Source organism: Pseudonocardia xishanensis (assembly GCF_039541715.1).
Taxonomy (GTDB): domain Bacteria; phylum Actinomycetota; class Actinomycetes; order Mycobacteriales; family Pseudonocardiaceae; genus Pseudonocardia; species Pseudonocardia xishanensis.
The window spans coordinates 24,803-44,710 of sequence record NZ_BAABGT010000040.1; the positions used below are offsets into that span (position 1 = coordinate 24,803).

The following is a 19,908-nucleotide window of genomic DNA, read 5'->3' on the forward strand; positions in this document are numbered from 1 at the left end:
TGTGACGACCGCGGGCGGCGCCGGACCGCGTCCGGCGCCGCCCACCCCCTCCTAGTCGTCCAGCCGGGCGACGTACATGGTCACCTCGGGTGCGACTCCGATCTCGTCGAACTCGGGCGTCTCCCACGCGTCGAGCTGGGACTCCATGGATCCACCTCCTCTCCCTGCCGAACGCCGACAGCCTGCGTTCACGGTGTGTCGCTCACTCCGGCAGCGCGAAGACCAACAGCGCACTTCCGTGGCCTGCGCCGAGCATGCCCGGGAGGAACCCCTCGGCCCATCCACCCCAGCCGACCGGAACGGCGACGTACTGCCTGCCGTCGACCATGTAGCTCGTCGGGCTGCTGTGATGACCGCTGCCGCACTGGAACTGCCACAGCTGCTCCCCGGTCCGGGCGTCGAGCGCGTTGAACTCGCCCGACGGCTCACCGGCGAACACCAGGTCGCCCGCCGTCGCCAGCACGGAGGCACACATCGGGAGCTCGTTGCGCCAGCGCCACTTCTCGTCGCCGTTCGCGTCGAACGCGCTGATCGAACCGACCGCCTCCTCGATGTCCACCTGCACACCGGCGCCCCAGTAGGGAATCGACTCCTTGAACTCCCGGCGGCGGCGCGTGGCCGTCGCCCCGACGTCCTGGACGGGGACGTAGAACAGCTCGGTCCGCGGGCTGTAGGCAGCGTGGGTCCATTCCTTCGCGCCTGCCGGGCCCGGGTAGAAGTGGACCGGGACACCTTCCTCGTCCGGGTAGACCTTGGCCGTCACCTGGCCGTCGCGGGTGATCGCCCCCCAGGTGATCCGGTCCACGAACGGGGTGATGGAGACCCGTTCCCCGGTCGTGCGGTCGAGGACGAAGAAGTAGCCGTTCTTGTCGAAGTGCCCGAGCAGCTTGCGCCCGTCCCGCTCGAAGAGGATGCACTCGCCGATGCTGTCGTAGTCCCACACGTCGTGCGGGGTGCACTGGTAGTGCCAGCGGATCTGGCCCGCGTCGACGTCGACGGCGATGATGCTGTCGGTGTAGAGGTTGTCGCCCTCGCGGACGGCGCCGTCGAAGTCCGGCGCCGGGTTGCCGGTGCCGACGTAGAGCAGGTTCGTCTCCGCGTCGAACGTGCCGGTGACCCAGCAGTTCGCCCCGCCGCGCGCCCAGGCCTCCCCGTCGGCGGGCCAGGTCTCCGAACCGGGCTCGCCGGGCTTCGGGACCGTGTAGCAGCGCCACTGGTGCTCGCCGCTGTCGAGGTCGAACGCGTCGAGGTGACCGCGGACCCCGAACTCGCCGCCGGAGCTGCCGACGATGACCAGGTTCTTCACGACGAGCGGCGCGACCGTGGCGCTCTCGCCCGCCCGCACGTCCCCGTACGTCTTGTCCCAGACGCGTTTGCCGGTGGTGGCGTCGAGGGCGAGCACGTGCGCGTTCGCGGTGACCAAGAAGACCCTCCCCTTGGCCACGGCGACCCCGCGGTTCACGTTTCCGCAGCACAGCGAGACGTCGAAGGGGACGGCGTGCTTGTACCGCCAGATCTCCTTCCCCGTCACCGCGTCGAGGGCCCACACCCAGCCGTCCCAGCCTGCCAGGAACATGACCCCGTCGACGACGATCGGGGCGGCCTCGAACGAGTAGGTCGACGCCCCCGCGATGAGCCCGCTCGAGCCTGCCTGGAACACCCAGGCGGGCACGAGGCGCTTGACGTTGTCGGTGGTGATCTGGTCCAGCGGGCTGTACCGCTGACCGTTGTAGGCACCGTAGTAGGTGAGCCAGTTCTGCGGTTCCGAGGCGGCGTTCAGGATCCGCTCGTAGTCGACGTTCTGGACCACGGGTGGCGCGACCTCACCGCCCGCGATCTTGCCGCTCAGGTTGCCCTGGTCGACGGCCTCGCCCGCATCCACGTACTCGACGGTCATCGTGGGCTCCTTCTACGGTCGCGGCTGGTCGGGACGGTCGAGACGGGCCTCGGGCGGAACGTCGCCAAGGACGACGATCGCCCCGGTCAGTCCCCGGCCCTCGTCGTTGCCGGTGGGTGAGCTGAACCAGTAGTAGCCCGGCCCGTCGAGATTGAGAGTCGCCCTTCCGCGCGAGTGGTTCACGAGCCAGATGAACTTCCGGTCGCCATTGCTCGGCAGGAGCGCGCAGTGCGTGTTCAGGTCGTCGTTGACGAGGGTGAGCTCGATGTCTCCGCCGTGTGGCATGACCAGGATCGACGGATCCCAGGCGATCTCGTCGGGCCGGATCCGGATCGTCGCCTCCATCCGCCCGTCGTCCTTCTCCGTGGCCTGCCCGATCCTCCCGGTCCCCAGCACCTGCCCCAGCGGGCCCTTGTTCTGCGCGGCCAACCCGAGCTTGTCCATCAGGTCAGCCCGCTCCTGCGCGGTCGTCACCGGGCCTCACCTCCTCATCGAGATCTCGTCGTCGGCTTCGGTCGAATCGCGAACTCCAGCAGTACCCGGATCAGCATGGCGACGGACATCGTTCCCACGATGGTCGCCCTCGCTCGATGGCGGCGCGCGATGGTGATCGTGAAGTCTCCCAAGGCATGCGCGACGCTACGCCGGGGGTATCGGGCCAACAAGGGGCGTCGGCGGATCGGATCCGCTCACGCCGTTCGTCCGCGAACGGCTACCGTTCGTGCCCGGTACGCCGCCGGAGCCGTGGTCGGTCGCTGATCACTGCCGCCCCGGAGATCGGGCGAGGTCGTACCGGTCGAGGGTCATGACCTTGTCCCACGCGGCCACGAAGTCGTGCACGAACCGCTCCCGCGCGTCGTCGCAGGCGTAGACCTCCGCGACCGCCCGCAGTTCGGAGTTCGCGCCGAACACCAGATCGACCCGGCTTGCGGTCCACCTGGTCTCGCCGGTGGCGCGGTCGCGGCCTTCGAAGGTCTCCGCGTCCTTCGACGTGGCCCGCCACTCGGTGCCCATGTCGAGCAGGTTGACGAAGAAGTCGGGGGTGAGCGACCCGGGCGCCGAGGTGAGGACGCCGAGCGGGGACCGCCCGGAGTTCGCGCCGAGCACGCGCAGCCCGCCGACGAGGACGGTCATCTCGGGAACCGTCAGGGTCAGCTGGTCCGCCCGGTCGACCAGCAGGTGCTCCGACGGCAGCCGGGCCCCGCCGCCACGGAAGTTGCGGAAGCCGTCCGCCCGCGGCTCGAGCACGGCGAAGAACTCGCTGTCGGTCTGCTCCTGCGACGCGTCCGTCCGCCCGGGTGTGAACGGGACGCGGACGTCGTGGCCCGCGGTGCGGGCGGCCTCCTCCACGGCGGTGCACCCGCCGAGCACGATCAGGTCGGCGAGCGAGATCCGCGTGCCTGCCCGCTCGGCGGTCCGTGCACCATGGAAGGCTCCCTGGATCCGCGCCAGGGTGTCCAGCACGTGCGTCAGCTCGTCGGGGTCGTTTACCTCCCAGCTCCGCTGGGGCGCGAGCCGGATGCGCGCCCCGTTCGCCCCGCCGCGCTTGTCGCTCGTCCGGAACGTCGACGCCGACGCCCAGGCGGCGGCGACGAGCTGTGCCACCGTGAGCCCCGAGTCCAGGATGCGGCGCTTCAGCTCCGCGACGTCGTCGGCCGAGACCAGGGCGTGGTCGACCGCGGGCACGGGGTCCTGCCAGAGCAGCCGCTCCCGGGGGACCAGCGGCCCGAGATAGCGCTCGATCGGCCCCATGTCGAGGTGCGTCAGCTTGAACCAGGCCCGGGCGAAGGCGTCCGCCAGCTCGTCCGGATGCTCCAGGAACCGCCGGGCGATCGGCTCGTAGCCCGGGTCGAACCGCAGCGCGAGGTCCGTCGTCAGGAAGGTCGGGGCGTGCGTCACCGACGGGTCGTGGGCGTCCGGCACGGTGCCCGCCCCGCCGCCGCCTCGAGGGACCCACTGCCACAGGCCTGCCGGGCTCAGCGCCACGTCCCACTCGTAGCCGAACAGGGTCTCGAGGTAGGTGTTGTCCCAGCTGGTCGGGGTGGGCGTCCACGTCCCGTGCAGACCGCTGGTGACGGTGTCGGGGCCCCTCCCGGTGCCATGGCGGCCCCGCCAGCCCAGCCCCTGCTCCTCGAGGGCGGCGCCCTCGGGTTCGGGCCCGAGTGCCGTCTCGGGGTCGGCCGGGCCGTGCGCCTTGCCGAACGTGTGCCCGCCCACGATCAGCGCGACGGTCTCCTCGTCGTCCATCCCCATGCGGCGGAAGGTCTCGCGGATGTCGCGCGCCGACATCCGCGGGTCGGGCACGGTGTTCGGGCCCTCGGGGTTGACGTAGATGAGCCCCATCTGGTCGGCGGCGAGCGGGGTGTCGAGCTCGCGGACCCCGCGGTGGCGCTCGTCGCCGAGCCAGGCCCGCTCCGGGCCCCAGTAGGTGTCGTCGGGCTCCCGGACGTCGGGCCGGCCGCCCGCGAAGCCGAAGGTCGTGAACCCCATCGTCTCCAGCGCCCGGTGACCCGCGAAGACCATCAGGTCGGCCCAGGAGACGCGGCGGCCGTACTTCCTCTTCACCGGCCAGAGCAGCCGGCGCGCCTTGTCGAGGTTGCGGTTGTCCGGCCAGCTGTTCAACGGCGCGAAACGGGCCATCCCGGTGCCCGGGCCGCCCCGACCGTCGGCGATGCGGTACGTGCCTGCGCCGTGCCACGTCATGCGGACCATGAGCGGCCCGTAGTGGCCGAAGTCCGCGGGCCACCAGTCCTGGGACGTCGTCAGCACAGCGTCGACGTCCCGGGCGAGTGCGTCGAGGTCCAGGGACAGGAACTCCGCCGCGTAGTCGACGTCGTCGCCCATCTGATCGGCGGCGCGGGAGTTCCTCCGGAGGCCGCTCAGGTCGAGGCGGTTCGGCCACCAGTCGCGGTTGCGCGGCCCGCCGGTCGCGGTGCGCAGGCGCAGCGCCGGGGCGGAGAGGCCGAGGCCGCCTGCGGCCCCCTCGTTCACCGCTCTCCCCCGGACCACGAGCATGATCGGCTCATCCCGCCACCACCTCAGATGTCCAGCGCCCGGCGCACGGCAGGCGCGTTCCGCCGAGACACGGGCACCATGCTGTTCGCGCCGTCGTCCATGACGAGGTGGAGCTCGCCCCCGCGCCCGCGCTCGATCTCGCGGATGCGGCCGAGATTGACGACGTAGCGGCGGTGGACCCGCAGGAAGTCGGCGTCCGCGAGCTCGCCCTCGAGCCTGTCCAAGCCCTGCGACGTCGCGCGCAACCGGCCCTGGTCGGTCGACAGCCACACGTCGTTGCCGTCCGACTCCGCGACGCAGACCTCCGGGAGGCGCAGGAGCACCATCCGGTTGTCCCGCGTCGCCACCACCCGACGTGGCCGGCGGCGAGCGGGTGCTCCGCCGTGCGGGATCGCCGGTCCGTCGGACGTGCCGAACGAGACGAGGTTCCCGATCAGGTGCCGGGAGGAGAAGACGGGTCGGATGCTGATCGAGATCGGTTCGTCGGCCAGATGGGCGAAGATCTGGGTCGACCCGACCCAGTCGGGGTTGCGGGCCGCCTGCCTGCTGGCGTACCGGGCGGCGCCGATCAATTCGGGTAGGCCGGGGTTCCACCGGACCGTCGGGTCGACCGCCGGTGTGGCGGCAGGGACGCCCATGAGCACACTCGCCGTGTCGTCGGCGATCACCACCTTGCCCGCGACGTCGACCGCGGCCAGCGCCGCTCCCGAACGCGCTCTGGCCTGGGCGTATGCCGCGACCAGCTCGGCCCCGCTGTCGCGGGCCCGCCGCCGCAGCGTGCAGCGGGTCCCGGTGACCGCGTCGCCCAGCCACCCGCCCGCGGACGCGGGGAGCTCGCTGCGCCAACACGCGATGTTCAGCACCGCGATCGCCTCCCGGGTCACCACATCGCGTACCGCGATGCCCGCGCACACCCAGTTGTGGAACGCCTGGCACCAGTGCTCCGCGCCTCTGATCAGCACCGGGCCGTGCGCCTCGAGGGCCGTGCCCATGCCGTTCGTCCCGGCGGCGGCCTCGGACCAGCAGAACCAGGGCGCCAGGTTCGCCTCACCTGCTCTGGCGAGCGTGGCCGGGTCGCCCCACTCGGCGAGGATCCGGCCGGTGGCGTCGGCGACTGTGACCACCCCACCGAGGGTCGCGACCTCGTGGGCGACCGAGGCGGCGTGGAATCCCAGCTCGGTGAACACGACGTCGTGCTCCGGCGGGTGGTCGACCTCCGCGACCGCCACCGGAGCCTCCGCGAGATGCGGGTCGACCCGGTACTGCTCCCGACAGCGGTGCCACGAGATCGCCACCACGGGCCGGACCCCGGGGACCTGGTCATCGCCCTGCACGAACCGCTCCCACGCCGCGAACACGGTGCCTCTGCCCGGGCTCGCAGGCACGGGTTCGAGCCGATGTACGTCCGCCATGAGGGAGAACCGCCTTTGGTCTCGCACGGGCACTCCACACTAGTGCCTCGTCTCGGATCGGTGGGGCCGGAATCGGTGGATCCGGGTGCCCGCTCAGATCGCCCGGAGACAGAAGGGGTGTCCGGCCGGACTGGCGTGGACACGCCCGCCCCCGGGCGCCGTGGGGTCGACGTCATCCAACGGCCTCGGCCGACGCCCACCGCCCTCGAGTACCCGCCGGTCGGCGCCGGCGAGGTCGTCCGTCGCGAGGTCGATGTGCATCTGTCGGGACACGCCGTCCGGCCACTCCGGCGAGACGTGCCCGGGGTGCCGGTTGGACGACGACTACCGGGAACCCGTCGACCTGCACGAAGTGATGGGTACGAGTCGGGGTCCTCGTGACGGAGCCACCCAGCAGCCGTTGCCACCTCGGCTGGCCCACTAGCTGCGGTGTGCTCACGTCTGCCTACGGCTACGACGACTCCACGGCGGACGCCCGCTTGTGGAACGGTTTCAAACACGATGCTGATCAACTGGTCGCTGACCCGAGGGGTCGTCGGGGCGACCGGGCGACGGCCACTCACGGTGAACGAGCACCCGCACTTCGACAGGAGACTGATCTATCGCTGAGGTTGGGCGAGGACGCCGCCCTCCTCGGTGTGATGCCGAGCCACGTTGTTCAATCTGGAGATAGGTGCGGCCTTCCCGATTGTCGCAGCGCTGTGACAATCGCGATGTCGCCACATCCGGACTCTGCCTGATTAGCGAGGACAACAGCCTAGCTCGACGCGGTGGTCGTACGCCCACGGGACGCCCGCGACACAGTCCTCGACACCGGCCTGGAACGGGTGGTGGGCGCCTGCAGTCCAAGCCTGAGGAAGTCGACCACGACCACCACGGGGACCGCCGCGAGGCCGCTTCTCCAGCGGCAGTGCACCGGGTTGTCGGTCGTCCGGATCGTGATGCCGCCGCCAGCGTGCGTGGTGACGATGCCGGACAGCGGACCCTCCACGCCGCGCGGCCGACGACGTGGGCCAGTCGATCCACCAGGATCTGGCTGAAGCGCCCCGATTCATGCAGCAGAGCGAAGAAGGCAGCGGCGTCGGTCTGGACACGAGCGTAGGCCGCGAGAGTGTGGACCTGGGCCGGGGCCGTCCGCGGGCCAGCAACCCACATTGCCAGCCGCAGCACGGTCTCGTGGTCGTCGCGAACGGCACCGAGCGCGGCGACCAAGTCGGTCACGAGGTGCTTCGAGCCGGTGTCGCCCGCGTGGAACGCCGGCGCCCGACGAACGGCGACCCGCGTGAACAGCAGCGGCGCGCTCTCCTCACCCGCGGAGTCGACAGCGAGATCGTCGACCGGACCGGAGAGCTGGAACGCTACTTTCACGACCCGTCTTCCGTCGTGCCCGACGCCCGCCGTTCCGGTCAGCATGCGGATCAGGTAGCTCGCCGCGACTCGCCGCTCGAAGGTGAACCCACCCCCGTCGGTGGCGTAGGGGCTGGACTCACGTCGGCCCACTGCCCGACCGCTTCCAGGCCCCATCACGTCTCTCTCACCGCCGCGGGCCACCTGCCGATCCTGGCACGATCCGCTCGTCCGCGAATCGGGAGGCACGGGCTCGGGGTCAGACCTCAGCCGAGAACGAACGGTTCAGCCGAACAGCCGTCCCACGACCGCCGCAGCGTCGGCTGCCGACGGTGTTCTGCGCCAGCCCGGCAGACCGGCGACCCGCCATCGTCGACTGCGAATACCGCCCGCGGACATGGCGTGACCCCGCGGTGCCGACCAGGCATGTTCGTCGATCCGGGCCGCAGTCGGGGCGCGCTCAGCCGACCTTGATCTGCTCGTCTCCGAAGTTCGCCACGATCTGCAGGTCGCCACCGAGCGCACGCACATACCTATCGAGCACCTCGATACCGGCCAGCTCACCGTTCTCGATCTGACTCACCCGCCCGACGGTCACCCCCATCACCTCCGCCACCTGCCGCTGCGTCAGCCCTCGCCGCTTGCGGGTCTCCGCCAGCCGGTGCGCACGCACCTGGCCGAGCAACCGCCCCTTCTGACGCTCGACACGCTCCTCTCCCGCGGCCGCGACGTGCTTGCCTCGGACCTCCGACCATCGCGCAGCACTCATGCCTCGCCCTCCTCGGCTTCCCGTTCCTTCGGATACGTCGCGTAGAGCTTCTCCGCACGCGGAATGGCCTGCCGATACCACTCGCTCCAGCGCCCGGCCTTGTCGCCCGCGACTAGCAGGACCGAACTACGCCACGGGTCGAAGGCGAACAGGATCCGCACCTCGCTGTTCCCCGCGGAACCCGGGCGCAGCTCCTTCATGTTGTGGACCGTCGAACCCTTGATCCGATCGACCAGCGGACGGCCGAGGTTCGGGCCACCTTCCGCGAGAGCCTCGATCGCCGACACCACCTGATAGTGCGTGTCCCCGTCACCTCGGAGCAGCCCGTCGAGCCGCTCATGGACCTCGTCTGTCAGGTAGATCTCCCACATGCGACCTCCACCCACCTACTTTAGCTCAAGCTAAAGCCAGTCGGCAGGTGGAGGTGCGGATCCGTTGACCGCCCGTTCAAATGACACCGCGCTGACCAGCGAAGCTCCTGTACGTGGTCGCGATGTGGTCACGCTTGAGCCACCGTCGGCCTCCGGCACGCAGCGTGCGGGCCCGAGGAGGTCGACGATCATGCGCCAGGCAGCTCACCGCGGCCGCGTCTACCGGCGGTGCGCCTGCCGCGGAGCCGACGGGAAACAGCTCGGGGCGCGCTGCCCCATGCTCGCGAGGACACCTCGGCACGGCAGTTGGACCTTCGCCGTCGACATGCCCGCACTCACCGGGAGACGCTCCACCCTGCGCCGTGGCGGCTTCCCCACACGCGCCGCCGCCCCCGCCGCCCCCGACCACGTCCTGGAGTGCGAGCGCGCCGGGATCGTCTTCGACGACTCCGAGTCCGTGGCCGACTACCTCGACACGTGGCTGCACGAGAAGGCCCGCTCGCTCAAACCCACGACACTCGCGATCTACACCGACTACGTCACCAAAGACCTCGTGCCGGCCTCGGCGCGATCCGGCTCGAGAAGCTCAACCACCTGCACGTCGCCCGGTTCATCGACGCCCAACTCACCGCCGGACGCGGCCCGACCACAGTGCGCCGGCTCGTGGCCACGCTCTCGAGCGCCCTGGGCGACGCCATCCGGAAACGACGACTCCACGACAACGCCGCCCGACACGCGCCGCTGCCCCACCCACCGAAGCAGATCATGACGTGCTGGACATCGACAGACGCCACCACATTCTCCGGCACTGCGACGCCACCGACGACCCCTCACGAACCTCTTCGAGATCCTGATCGGCACCGGTCTCCGGAAAGGCGAAGCGCTCGCACTGCACTGGCGCGACGTCCACCTCGACGACGCGGTCCTGTTCGTGCGCTACACCCTGTTCAACGTCCGCAACGGCACACCCGTCATGACCAGCCCCAAGACGAAGTCCAGCCACGCCTGGGTCGGACTGTCCGAACGCGTCGTCGCGGCCTTCGACCGACAACGACGCACCCAAGCCGCACACAGCGCGACCACCGATCTCGTCTTCAGCCAGGCCGACGGCGCACCGCTACGACCCGAGGTGGTCCCTTCGGCGCTTCCACCACCTCTGCACCAATGCAGGCGTCCCACGGATCCGCGTCCACGACCTCCGACACCTCGCCGCCACCCTGATGATCAGCTCGCAAGTGCCCCTGGCCATGGCATCGAAGACACTGCGCCACTCGAAGATCTCCACCACCGTCGACATCTACGGACACCTCGTCCCCTACGCCGCGCAACAAGCCGTCGACGCCATCGCCGCAGCCCTCACCGCCGCCGAACTCGCCCAGCGACCCTGATCGATCGCGTGCGCCCGCAACCCTGCGACCACAGTGCGACCACATCGAAGATCGACGGGCAGCAGCCGCCGCGGGACACCGCGACGCGCGGAGGGAGTTCGCCAGGCCTGACCTGCCAGAACAGCGGGGACGAGATCGAAATCAGAAGAGTGGAGCTGAGGGGATTCGAACCTCTGACCCCTTGACTGCCAGCCCCCCACAAGCCTCCTACCAGCGACAACGCTTACAGAAGGCCCCTCTCCAACCTCCAGAACTCGCACCACGCGCACGATCTCGCACCACGACTGGCTCTACGCGAGACACGGCGCAGAGCGAGGGACGAGGTGCTTTGCCCGGCCGACAACCTTCGACGTCGCGCCACAGGATGACGTGATCTGGCGGATCGTCGACTGCGCGAGCGGCTTGCAGACATGCTGCCTGCAGCGGTAGTCGCAGTCGTGCGCAGCGGGGGAAGGTCATCTCCTTGATTGTTGCGCTCGGCCGCAAGCCGCTGCTCCCGCCATCGTCATGGCAGGAGCGCGAGGTCGACTGCCCTTGATCCGAAGCTCCTCCGTCCTGCGCCTCACCACACCCGACGGCCTCCGTCGACCGCGAGGACCTGGCCCGTCAGGTAGCTCGATGCCGGAGTCGCCAGGAACAGCACCATCGCGGCGATCTCGTCAGGGGTTCCGAGACGGCCCAGCAGGGCCCGGGCCGCAGCTCCCGCGCGCTGATCATCCGTCCACCCCGCCTGCACCGAGGTCTCGACCGCGCCAGGCATGACGGCGTTGACCCGCACGGTCGGTCCCAGGAGCTCTGCGAAGGAGCGCGTGATGTTGTTGAGGCCCGCCTTCGCGGCCGCGTACACCATCGCGCGCGGCGAGCCCAGCTCACCGGATATCGAGCCGATGTTGACGATCACTCCACCGCTCCCCGCCGCCATCAGCGACCCGATCCGGGCGGACAGTCGGAACGGGCCTCTGAGGTTGAGTGACACGACCTTGTCGAACAACGCCTCGTCGACATCGGTGATGTGGTCGTAGCGTGGAGACGAGCCCGCGTTGTTCACGAGCACGTCGACCCGGCCGGTCAGGGCGTAGGCCTCGTCGACGAGTGAATCGCAGTCCGCCCATCGGGACACGTTCGCCACCACCGGGTGAGTCGTACTCCCCGTCCGGTCGGCCACGGCCAGCGCCGCCTCGCGGCAGGCTTCCGCACGGCGACCGACCACGATCACCTCCGCTCCTGCGGAGGCCAGCGCGAGACAGATCGACCTGCCGATACCCCGGGTGCCACCGGTGACCAGAGCGACCCTGCCGCCCAGCGGCCTGCCGTCATCCCTCACCGCGGCTCGACGATCGCGGTGTCGCGCATGACATGCTCTCGCATCGACGGGGCGGCGGGGTCGTCGAGCTCGTCTCGCAGTACTCGCCGCAGAAGCTTTCCCGTCTCGCTGTACGGGAGGCCGGATCGCTGATGGAACCGGTCGGGGACACGGGTGGAGCGCAGGCGCTCTCGGACCCAGCTCTGCAGCTCAGCCACCTCGAGCAACTTTCCGGCGACCGGGACGACGAAGGCCTCGACCCTCTCGCCCCACTCGGTGTCGGCTACGCCGATCACCGCCGCCTCCTCGACGTCAGGATGCGTGACGAGCGCCTCCTCGACCTCACCCGGCGAGATGTTCTCGCCACCCCGGACGATCACATCGTCGGCCCGCCCGTCGAGGAACAGGTAACCGTCGGAGTCGAGCAGGCCACGGTCACGGGTGGCGTACCAGCCCTGGTCGTCCAACGCGCTGTGCGAGGTGTACTCCCCACCGACCTGCTCTCCGCGGACGAAGACCTCTCCGGCGACCCCGGGCTCCACGACGGCGCCATCGGCCGAGCGGACCTCGACCTCGACGCTCGGCAGCGGCCGGCCTACGGAGGTGAGGCGCGCACGTCCCTCCGGCGTCGTGGCCGCCAACGCCGCCCGATGCTCGTCGGGCCCGAGGATCGCGATGGTCGAGCTGGTCTCGGTCAGGCCGTAGGCGTTGACGAAGCCGACGTGAGGGAGCAGCCGCATCGCGCGTTCCACGACGGACCCAGGCATCCGACCGCCTCCGTAGGAGAGGTGCCGAAGCGCGGGGAGCCGTTCGTCCCGCGCATCGAGGACGTCCAAGATCCGACCGAGCATCGTCGGTACGACCATCGCGTGCGTCACCGACTCGGCGACCGCGAGATCGACCCACTCCTCGGCCGAGAAGGAGGGGAGCTGGACGACCCGGCGGCCGGCGTAGACCGAGCTGAGCACGGCGCTGAGCCCGGCGATGTGATAGTTCGGAACCGAGATCAGAGCCGCCTCGTCCACATCCGCCGAGGCGAACTCCACGGTCGAGATGATGTAGCTGGTGATGTGGCGGTGGCGGAGGACCGCTGCCTTCGGTTCCCCCGTGGTTCCGCTGGTGAACAGGAGTATGGCCGGAGCGTCGGGATCCACGGACCGCTGCGTGGTGTGCGGTCCCCCCTGGGCGACGTCGTCGATGCGGCTCACTGCGACGCCCGGCCGTGGCCGGATGCGACCGGCGAACGGCTCGCCCTCGACGACCAGCACCGGACTGAGCCGATCGGTGGCGGCCGCGAGCTGGGCGTCCGTCTGCCGATAGTTGAGTGGAGCGAACGGGACGCCCGCAGCCGCCGCCCCGAACAGCAGGGCAGGCATGGCGGGGCCGTTGAGGTCCAGAAGGGCGAGGCAGTCGGCCTGGGATGCGCGGGTCGCCACGGCCCCGGCGCGGTCCAGGAGCTGCCCGTAGCCGATGCCCCCGACGCGCGACCCGACGGCGACGCGGTCCGGGGCTGCGTCGGCAGCCATCTCCAGCAACATGAACAGGTTCATCGACGCCCGTCCGTCAGTCCGACGCAGGGAGCGGCTTGGCGGACTTCAGCGACAGCAGCCGCCCCTCGACCGCGACCGACCCGCGCCCGCCCTTCACGCACAGCACCTCGATCCCTGCCTCGCCGTCCTCGTAGCGCTTGCCCAGCACCGTTCCGGTGTCGTGCCCTCGGGCCGGGCCCGACGACCGCACCGCGGGAGCCGCGTCGGCCATCGGTACACCACCGCAGGACAGCTCGACCACGTCCGCAGCACGGACGATCACGACTTCGGTCTCGCACACCGCGCTGTAGAACCGACTGCCTGGTCTCATGGGAACTCCTCGCAGGCGACGCCGCCGGCATCGATGACGATCGGGATCACGGCATCCGCTCACGCAGGCGTGACGGAGGCTCGGCGACACCATATACTTACTTGTCAGCCATCAACAATAGAACGGGTCGAGGAGTTCGATGATGGTCGCCGTCGCGATACCGCCGCCCCCGCACACGACCTGCAGTCCGAAGCGAACGCGGTCTCGACGCATCCGGGCGAGGAGGGTGGTCATCAGGACCGCGCCGGTGGCTCCGAGCGGGTGCCCGAGTGCGAGCGAGCCACCCCAGGCGTTCACGATGCCCGGATCCACGCCCACCTCCGCCAACCAGGCCATCGGCGCGGGCGCGAAGGGCTCGCTGATCTCCACCGCCCCGATGTCCCCCACAGCCAGACCCGAGCGCTTCAGCACCTTCTCCGTCGCCGGGATGTGTGCGGTGAGGACGTCGAGCGGGCTCGCCGCGGCCACCGCACCCGAGTGGTACCGCGCGATCGGCGTGAACCCGAAGCGCCGCGCGGCCTCCGTGGAGGTGACCAGCAGGGCGGCGGCGGCGTCGGCCAGCGGGGCCGCGTGTCCACGCTGAAGAACGCCGTCCGGCACGAGAGGAGCTCGCCCGACGAGTCCGGCCGCGTCGAGCCCTGTCCGCGGACACTCGTCCTCGGTCACCCTGGCACCGCCGACGTCGACCGGCGCGAGGACCGGCCCGTACAGGCCCGCACGCGCGGCGCTGAGCGCTCGGTCGTGCGAACGGAGGGCGAAGTCGTCGAGCTGTGCCCGGCTCAGGTTCCACCGCCGCGCGATCCGCTCTGCCCCCCGGAGCTGGTCGAAGCCGTCGACTCCGTACCGCTCCCGTGGAACCCGGCCGTTCGGGTCACCGCCCTGACGAGCGGCACCCAGGGACACCCGGCTGCTCGACTCGACACCCCCGGCGACGACGACGTCCATCTGCCCCGCCAACACCGCCCACGCGGCGTGCTCGATCGCCTGCTGCCCCGACGCGCACGCACGCGTGACCGTGACGGCAGGCACCTCCTCCGGCCAACCCGCCGCCAACACGGCGGCGCGTCCGACGTTGCCCGCCTGGTCTCCCGCCTGTGACACGCAGCCCCATTGGACGTCCTCGACGTGGACGGGATCGAGCGCGGTGCGCTCCACGAGGGCCCGGAGCACGGAGGCCGAGAGATCCGCCGGATGGACGTCGGCGAGGCCCCCGCCGCGGCGACCGGACGGGGTGCGGACCGCATCGACGATGACCGCGTCCGGCATGGACGAACCTCCTCGCACTCACCCCGACGTCAGTGTCCAGCGCCACGGAGCATCTCACGATCCCGCCCTCGTGTCCGCCGCCCGTCGCGCAGTCCTCCGAACAGCCGCGCGGCGGTCAGGGCCCGATGAGGGTCTCGTCGCACTGCTGCGCACGGACGAACCGCGCGACGTGCGGAGCCACGAGGTCAGGGTGCGTGACGCAGGCGGCATGCCCCGCGCTCGGGATGACCACCACGGGCTCGGCTCCCGACAGGTCCGCTCGCATGGCCTCGGCCCGCTCGAGGGCGATGGAACGGTCGCATTCGCCGTGCACGACCAGGGCAGGCGCGTCGACGTGCCGCAACCGGCCCTGGATGTCGTCGCGGTCCAGGAGACAGTCGAGCGCTCGCCCCAGGCCCGCTCGGTCGATCTCGTGCATGCTCGCGACGATCTTCGGCGGGGCGTGGTCGACCTCGCCGAAGGTGACCTTGAGGAAGGTCGCCAGGCGATCCGCGTCGAGTCCGTGGGTGACCCACGATCCGAGGAGGTCCCGCTTGGCCCGCAGCGACCGTTCACCGTCGACGCCGGCCATCGTGTCGACCAGGACCAGACCGGTGACCCGATCGGGACGATGCAGGGCGGCCCGGAGGGCGATGAACCCCCCTTGGGAGAGCCCCATCCACACCGCGGACTCGATCCCGAGGTGGGCCAGCAGCGCCACACCGTCGGCCGCCTGGTCCCAGAAGTCGAACGGTCCGCCGTCGAACTCGGTCCGTCCGAACCCCCGGGCGTCCCAACGGACGCATCGGAACTCCGACTGGAGCAGCTCGACCTGGGCGTCGAAGGACGAGCTCGACATCCCGAAGGCGTGCGCCATCAGGATGACCGGCGAGACTCCCCCGGAGTCCTCGAACCAGAGTCGCTGACCATTCACAGCGGCGAACGGCACCGAGGCCTCCAACGTTTACGTTGCTTGTCGACCAGCAATGTACCCGCTCAGGGCGCGCGGAGCAGCATCGCCCCGCCCGGGGTCAGGCCTCCGCTCGTCACGACCGCGGTTCGGGCGTTCGACACCTGGCGCTCCCCGGCGCGGCCGCGCAGCTGAGCGACGGCCTCCAACAGGAACCCGTATCCGTGCAGCCGCCCGGCCGAGAGCTGGCCTCCGTGGGTGTTGAGCGGGATCCGTCCGTCGAGCCCGATCTCCTTGCCCCCGTCCACGAGGTCCTTGGCCTCGCCGATCCCGCAGAAGCCCAGGGCCTCCAACCACGACACCGCGTTGAACGTGAACCCGTCGTACAGCTCGGCCACGTCGACGTCCGCCGGTCGCAGGTCGGTCCGGCTCCACATGTGCTCGGCAGGGCCGAAGATCTGCGGTTCGTGGGTGAGTACGCCCTGGTCCCACGCCGTCCGTTCGACGATCCGCGTGCCGACGGCCTCGACGCGGACGGGCGGTGACGCGAGGTCCGCCTCCGCGTCCCGGGCCGAGACGACGACGGCGACCGCACCGTCGCAGAGCAGGTCACAGTCGTAGATGCCGAAGGGTGTACTGATCGGCTCGGCCGCCAGGTACTGCTCCATCGTCAGCGGCGTGCGGTAGATCGCGTCCGGGTTCGCGCCGGCGTGTCGACGCTCGGTGACGGCGACCCAGCCGAGCATCTCGCGAGTCGCACCGTAGGTGTGCATGTAGCGGGTCGCTCGTGCGGCGAGCAGGTTCACCGCCTTCGACGCGGCATAGGGCGCCCGCCATTCGTGGCCCCAGATGGGAGTCGCGGCTCCCGGCGCGAACCGCCCCTCGCGGGCGAGCGTGGCCTCGGTGGACTGCCAGACGGTCCGGTAGCACAGCACGTGCCGGCAGAGGCCCGAAGCCACGGCGAGCATCGCGGCGACCACCGACCCGAGCTGCCCGGGCAGCTCGAACCCGCTGTTGAACCAGGTGGGCTGCAGGCGCAGCGCCTCGACGAGGGGCACTATGCCCCCTTCGCCCATCCCCGTGTCCCCCGGCCCCGGATAGGTCGACAGACCATCGACATCGGCCCAGGTGAGTCCGGCGTCGTCGAGGGCCGCCCGGCACGCGTCGACGGTCAGGGACAGCGGCGGACGCATGAGCCTGCGCCCGACCTCGGACTGCCCCACCCCCGAGATCGACACGCGGTCCTCGAAGCGTGGCCGCCGCAGGAGGAGCCCCGCGGCCGTCGGGACCGGCGGCGGCGGGCCGAGGTCGACGTCGGACGCACCGTCCGGGCGGAAGACCGGCACCCAGACGTCGCCATCGATGCGCTCGAAGTCGACGCGCACCGACTGCCCGACCCGGACCTCCTCGGGCGGGCAGCCCACGATGTTCGTGACCAGGCGGACCTCGCGGTCCTCGACGAGGGACACGATGGCCACGGCGTACGGCACCGGGACGTCCGGATGCCACCGTCGATGGTTCACGGTGCACGCCTCGACGACCGCCCTGCCCGACACCGCCGCGATCTCGGTGCCGTCCGAACCGCATCGCGGACACACGGGGCCCGGCGGGTGCCGGAGCGTCTGACAGGTAGTGCAGCGTTGCAGGCGCAGCTCGCCCACCTCGCCGCCACGCCAGAAGAACTCGTTCTCCGGCGTCACGCGTGGCGGCTCACGGACCCAGCCCTGCTCGTTCACGCGGGTGTCCCGATGTTCTTCACCGCCAGGTGCTCCTCGAAGCCCATCAGCCCGCTGTCGACGCCGATGCCGGACTGCTTCCAACCGCCGAACGGGGTGTCCAGACCCGGCACCGCACCGTTGACGATCAGGTGGCCCGTACGGACTCGCCGTGCGACGGCCATGGCGCGCTTCGGGTCACCGCTGGTCACGGCACCGCTCAGCCCGTAACTGGAGTTGTTGGCGATGGCGACGGCCTCATCGTCGGTGTCGAAGGGGATCATCACGGCGACGGGCCCGAAGACCTCGGTCTGCGCGATCGTCGAGTCCGGATCGACGTCGGTGAACAGCGTGGGCTCCACGAAGTAGCCACGCTCGATCCCCGGCGGACGCCCGCTGCCCCCGAACGCCACCGTGGCGCCCTCCGACTTCGCGGTCTCGATCAGACCGAGCACCCGGCGGTGCTGGTGGGCCGAGACCTGGGGGCCCTGGACGGTGGCCTCGTCCGCAGGATCTCCGACCGGGATCCTCGCGAACGCGTCACGTGCGGCGTCGACCGCCTCGGCGTAGCGGGACCGGGGCACGATGAAGCGCGTGAGTCGGCCGCACCCCTGGCCCGCGTGCAACCCGACCCCCGCAGCGACGGCCGCCGCCTTCGCCACGTCGGCGTCGTCCAGGATGATCGATGCGGACTTCCCTCCGAGCTCAAGCACCAGCTTCTTCAGTGTGTCCGCCGCCTGGTGCATGATCCGGCGGCCGGTCGCCGTCGAGCCGACGAAGGACACCATGTCCACCCGCGGGTCGGAGGTGAGCGAAGCCGCGACCTCGGTGTCGCTGGAGGTGAGCACGTTGAGCACGCCCGGGGGCAGATCGGTGTGCTCGAAGGCCATCTTGGCGATGTACGCCGCGCACCACGGCGTCTCGGGGGACGGCTTGAGGATGGTCGTGCAACCGGCCGCCAACGCCGGCGCGATCTTCCGCAGGTCGAGGTAGGCCGGGTAGTTGAACGGCGTGATCGCCGCCATGACCCCGCGAGGCTCTCGCCGGATGGTGGAGAGCCTGTCGCCGACGGCGACCAGCGGCCGCTCCCACTCGTAGCTCCGGGCGAGGTCGATCGCGAGGTCGATCTCGCCAAGAGCGCCGTCGAGCTGCACGCTGCGTGTGAACGAGATCGGGCAGCCGGCCTCCTTGACCAGGATGGTGCGCAGCTCCTCGACGTTCTTCTCCAGGGCCGCCTTCAGCTGGACGAGGCAGTGCAGCCGGAACTCGAGGTCGTCGGCCCAGCCGGTGTCGTCGAACGCGACGCGTGCCGCGGCCATCGCCGCATCGGCGTCCCGCAGGGTGCCGTCGGCCGCGAGGCCGAGCACCTCTTCCGTGGTGGGGTCGATGTTCTCGAACGTGCGGCCGGACTCCGCGGCCCGCAGCTCGCGGCCGACGAGCAGCGGGCTCGGTCCGTCGAAGGCCCCGGTCATCGAGTCCACTCCAGCGGAAGGGTCTCGATACCCGCCACAGAGGTCAGGTATCGCTTGGGCGTGACCTCGGCGGGCACCCGGTAGTCCGGGATCCGCTGGTGGAACCGCTCCATGGCGACGCGGAGCTCGAGCCGGGCCAGGTGCGATCCGACGCACCGGTGCGGCCCGACGGAGAAGGCGAGGTGACGCCGTTCCCGCCGGGAGAAGTCGATCTCGTCCGCGTTCTCGAAGAACGTGGAGTCCCGGTTCGCCGAGATGGTGTTCACCAGCACCCGGTCACCCTTGCGCATCTCCACCCCGCCGACCTCCGTGTCCTCGACGACGGTGCGGCCTGCCATCACCAGCGACTCGTACCGCAGCAGCTCCTCCACCGCAGCGGGGATGAGCGACGGGTCGGCGACGATGGCCTCCCGCCGGGCGGCGTCCGTCGCGAGGTGCAGGAAGCTCAGGCTGATCGCCGACGTCACCGTGTCGAGCCCGGCCAGGAACAAGAGGTAGGTGACGTCGATGATCTCCTCGTCCGTGAGCTTCTCGCCCTCGACCTCGGCGGTGATCAGCACGCTGATGATGTCATCGGACAGGTCGCTCTTCCGCCGCCCGATGAGCTCGTTGATGTAGGTGTGGACCTCCTGTCCCGCAGCCTTCCGCTTGGATCCGTCGACGTCGTCGTGGTGGCCGTGGAGGATGACGTCCTTCCAGGTGTGGAACTGCGTGTAGTGCTCGTAGGGCAGCCCCATCATCTCGACGAAGATCATGGACGGCAGCGGCGACGCGAACTCGGAGACGAGATCGCACCCGCCCCGGTCGATGAACGCGTCGATGAGCCGGTCGCAGTTGGCGCGGATCTTCTCGCCGAGGGCCTCGATCCGCCGCGGCGCGAAGACGGGGGCGAGCAGGTTGCGGTACTTCACGTGCTCCGGCGGATCCAGCTCCAACGGGAGCAGCGGGCGCGCGTTGCCCAGGCCGGGCGGGATGGTGACGGTCTCGCGGGTCGTGAAGAGCTCGGGATGCTGCAGGACGTAGCGGGCGTTCTCGTAGTCGGAGATCACCCAGAATCCGCCGTGGACGTCGCTGTGGGCGACGGGGTGGTCGGCGCGCATCGCCGCGTAGATGGGCTCCGGCTCGGCCCCCAGCCGAGGGTCGTGGTGGTCGAAGTGCTCGACGAAGTGCTCGACGAGGCTCTGGTCCATCGTTGGTTCTCCTG

Annotated in this window: 17 protein-coding genes and 1 pseudogene; 2 read left to right on the top strand and 16 right to left on the bottom strand. The window is 70.4% G+C overall.

The window, feature by feature from the left end:
• Positions 1–51 precede the first annotated feature (51 nt).
• The 8 genes from pqqA to ABD993_RS17355 form a co-directional block, all read right to left on the bottom strand.
• On the bottom strand, positions 52–147 hold the full coding sequence (pqqA, locus tag ABD993_RS17325; protein WP_345419009.1) for a pyrroloquinoline quinone precursor peptide PqqA: 96 nt from the start codon (positions 145–147) through the stop codon (positions 52–54).
• Positions 148–202: 55 nt separating this feature from the next.
• Entirely contained in the window at positions 203–1,897 is a 1,695-nt protein-coding gene (locus tag ABD993_RS17330) for a PQQ-dependent dehydrogenase, methanol/ethanol family (RefSeq protein ID WP_345419012.1), read from the bottom strand.
• A 12-nt stretch (positions 1,898–1,909) separates the two neighbouring features.
• Entirely contained in the window at positions 1,910–2,371 is a 462-nt protein-coding gene (locus ABD993_RS17335) for an MSMEG_3727 family PQQ-associated protein (protein ID WP_345419015.1), read from the bottom strand.
• A 285-nt stretch (positions 2,372–2,656) separates the two neighbouring features.
• Positions 2,657–4,912, bottom strand: coding sequence for a catalase/peroxidase HPI (katG, locus tag ABD993_RS17340; protein WP_425569030.1), 2,256 nt, complete (start codon positions 4,910–4,912; stop codon positions 2,657–2,659).
• Positions 4,913–4,935: 23 nt separating this feature from the next.
• Positions 4,936–6,324 carry a DNA-binding protein gene (locus ABD993_RS17345; protein WP_345419021.1) on the bottom strand — a complete coding sequence of 463 codons (1,389 nt, stop codon included), beginning with the start codon at positions 6,322–6,324 and terminating at the stop codon, positions 4,936–4,938.
• A gap of 93 nt (positions 6,325–6,417) precedes the next feature.
• Positions 6,418–6,585, bottom strand: a complete 168-nt coding sequence (locus ABD993_RS36750; protein ID WP_425569035.1) for a VOC family protein — start codon at positions 6,583–6,585, stop codon at positions 6,418–6,420.
• Positions 6,586–8,131: 1,546 nt separating this feature from the next.
• Positions 8,132–8,440, bottom strand: a complete 309-nt coding sequence (locus ABD993_RS17350) for a helix-turn-helix domain-containing protein (RefSeq protein ID WP_345419024.1) — start codon at positions 8,438–8,440, stop codon at positions 8,132–8,134.
• The gene (locus ABD993_RS17355; protein WP_345419026.1) at positions 8,437–8,811 is read right to left on the bottom strand and encodes a type II toxin-antitoxin system RelE/ParE family toxin; all 375 of its coding nucleotides are present in this window, start codon (positions 8,809–8,811) and stop codon (positions 8,437–8,439) included. The genes ABD993_RS17350 and ABD993_RS17355 overlap by 4 nt, the downstream gene beginning before the upstream one ends.
• Positions 8,812–9,700: 889 nt before the next feature.
• Here ABD993_RS17355 and ABD993_RS36755 point away from each other — a divergent pair.
• Positions 9,701–9,874, top strand: a pseudogene (locus ABD993_RS36755) (site-specific integrase); the annotation flags it as partial.
• A gap of 118 nt (positions 9,875–9,992) precedes the next feature.
• Entirely contained in the window at positions 9,993–10,199 is a 207-nt protein-coding gene (locus ABD993_RS17360) for a tyrosine-type recombinase/integrase (protein WP_345419379.1), read from the top strand.
• A gap of 562 nt (positions 10,200–10,761) precedes the next feature.
• On the opposite strand, the gene ABD993_RS17365 is transcribed toward ABD993_RS17360, so the two are convergent.
• From ABD993_RS17365 to ABD993_RS17400, 8 genes are all read right to left on the bottom strand, one after another.
• Complete coding sequence (locus ABD993_RS17365; protein ID WP_345419029.1) at positions 10,762–11,523, bottom strand: SDR family NAD(P)-dependent oxidoreductase; 762 nt, start codon at positions 11,521–11,523, stop codon at positions 10,762–10,764.
• Positions 11,520–13,052, bottom strand: a complete 1,533-nt coding sequence (locus ABD993_RS17370; RefSeq protein WP_345419032.1) for a class I adenylate-forming enzyme family protein — start codon at positions 13,050–13,052, stop codon at positions 11,520–11,522. The genes ABD993_RS17365 and ABD993_RS17370 overlap by 4 nt, the downstream gene beginning before the upstream one ends.
• A 13-nt stretch (positions 13,053–13,065) precedes the next feature.
• Positions 13,066–13,362, bottom strand: coding sequence for a hypothetical protein (locus ABD993_RS17375; RefSeq protein ID WP_345419035.1), 297 nt, complete (start codon positions 13,360–13,362; stop codon positions 13,066–13,068).
• 111 nt (positions 13,363–13,473) lie between these two features.
• Positions 13,474–14,628 (bottom strand): acetyl-CoA C-acyltransferase, encoded by a 1,155-nt coding sequence (locus ABD993_RS17380; RefSeq protein WP_345419038.1) that lies wholly within the window; start codon positions 14,626–14,628, stop codon positions 13,474–13,476.
• Between the two features lie 115 nt (positions 14,629–14,743).
• Complete coding sequence (locus ABD993_RS17385; RefSeq protein ID WP_345419043.1) at positions 14,744–15,556, bottom strand: alpha/beta fold hydrolase; 813 nt, start codon at positions 15,554–15,556, stop codon at positions 14,744–14,746.
• A gap of 47 nt (positions 15,557–15,603) precedes the next feature.
• Positions 15,604–17,253: a thiolase C-terminal domain-containing protein gene (locus ABD993_RS17390; RefSeq protein ID WP_345419046.1), complete on the bottom strand. Its 1,650-nt coding sequence runs from the start codon at positions 17,251–17,253 to the stop codon at positions 15,604–15,606.
• Positions 17,250–18,704 (bottom strand): aldehyde dehydrogenase family protein, encoded by a 1,455-nt coding sequence (locus ABD993_RS17395; protein WP_345419049.1) that lies wholly within the window; start codon positions 18,702–18,704, stop codon positions 17,250–17,252. Before ABD993_RS17395 ends, ABD993_RS17390 begins: the two co-directional genes overlap by 4 nt.
• On the bottom strand, positions 18,701–19,894 hold the full coding sequence (locus tag ABD993_RS17400) for a cytochrome P450 (protein ID WP_345419052.1): 1,194 nt from the start codon (positions 19,892–19,894) through the stop codon (positions 18,701–18,703). The genes ABD993_RS17395 and ABD993_RS17400 overlap by 4 nt, the downstream gene beginning before the upstream one ends.
• Positions 19,895–19,908 lie beyond the last annotated feature (14 nt).

What these genes read in the sequence shown, in the direction of transcription:
- ABD993_RS17375 (WP_345419035.1), bottom strand. Translation starts at nt 13,362, where the DNA reads ATGAGACCAGGCAGTCGGTTCTACAGCGCGGTGTGCGAGACCGAAGTC.
- pqqA (WP_345419009.1), bottom strand. Translation starts at nt 147, where the DNA reads ATGGAGTCCCAGCTCGACGCGTGGGAGACGCCCGAGTTCGACGAGATC.
- ABD993_RS17355 (WP_345419026.1), bottom strand. Translation starts at nt 8,811, where the DNA reads ATGTGGGAGATCTACCTGACAGACGAGGTCCATGAGCGGCTCGACGGG.
- ABD993_RS17330 (WP_345419012.1), bottom strand. Translation starts at nt 1,897, where the DNA reads ATGACCGTCGAGTACGTGGATGCGGGCGAGGCCGTCGACCAGGGCAAC.
- ABD993_RS17380 (WP_345419038.1), bottom strand. Translation starts at nt 14,628, where the DNA reads ATGCCGGACGCGGTCATCGTCGATGCGGTCCGCACCCCGTCCGGTCGC.
- ABD993_RS17370 (WP_345419032.1), bottom strand. Translation starts at nt 13,052, where the DNA reads ATGAACCTGTTCATGTTGCTGGAGATGGCTGCCGACGCAGCCCCGGAC.
- ABD993_RS17350 (WP_345419024.1), bottom strand. Translation starts at nt 8,440, where the DNA reads ATGAGTGCTGCGCGATGGTCGGAGGTCCGAGGCAAGCACGTCGCGGCC.
- ABD993_RS36750 (WP_425569035.1), bottom strand. Translation starts at nt 6,585, where the DNA reads ATGCACATCGACCTCGCGACGGACGACCTCGCCGGCGCCGACCGGCGG.
- ABD993_RS17400 (WP_345419052.1), bottom strand. Translation starts at nt 19,894, where the DNA reads ATGGACCAGAGCCTCGTCGAGCACTTCGTCGAGCACTTCGACCACCAC.
- katG (WP_425569030.1), bottom strand. Translation starts at nt 4,912, where the DNA reads ATGCTCGTGGTCCGGGGGAGAGCGGTGAACGAGGGGGCCGCAGGCGGC.
- ABD993_RS17395 (WP_345419049.1), bottom strand. Translation starts at nt 18,704, where the DNA reads ATGACCGGGGCCTTCGACGGACCGAGCCCGCTGCTCGTCGGCCGCGAG.
- ABD993_RS17345 (WP_345419021.1), bottom strand. Translation starts at nt 6,324, where the DNA reads ATGGCGGACGTACATCGGCTCGAACCCGTGCCTGCGAGCCCGGGCAGA.